1 pseudogene is annotated in these 328 nt (G+C 69.8%); it reads right to left on the reverse strand.

The annotated features are described in order from the left end of the window. Nucleotides 1-328, reverse strand: a pseudogene (locus ACM6G4_RS24330) (type VI secretion system tip protein VgrG); the annotation flags it as partial.

The following is a 328-nucleotide window of genomic DNA, read 5'->3' on the forward strand; positions in this document are numbered from 1 at the left end:
AGGGCGAAAGCACACCGTCTGCGCGTAGGGGATGGCCTGGAAGCTGCACTCGAAGCTGCGGTCGCGGGCGGCGCTGGCCTTGAGCCCGATGATCACCGCCCGCGGCGCGAAGGCCTGGGGCGCGCCGTCGGTGACTTCCAGCACCTGGCCCGGCGCCAGGCGGGCGCTGCTGCTCATGCCGCGCAGGCGGGTGCGGCGATTGAGGTAACGCTCGTGGCGCAGGCGTGCATAGAAGTAGCCGCTTTCGCACTGCACGTCTTCGGAGAAGGCATGGCGGTCGCCGAGCGCGGTGTAGGGTTCGGCGTAGTGATAGGCCTCGCCGTAGGTG

The organism is Pseudomonas sp. IT-P258 (assembly GCF_949767825.1).
Lineage (GTDB): Bacteria > Pseudomonadota > Gammaproteobacteria > Pseudomonadales > Pseudomonadaceae > Aquipseudomonas > Aquipseudomonas monachiensis.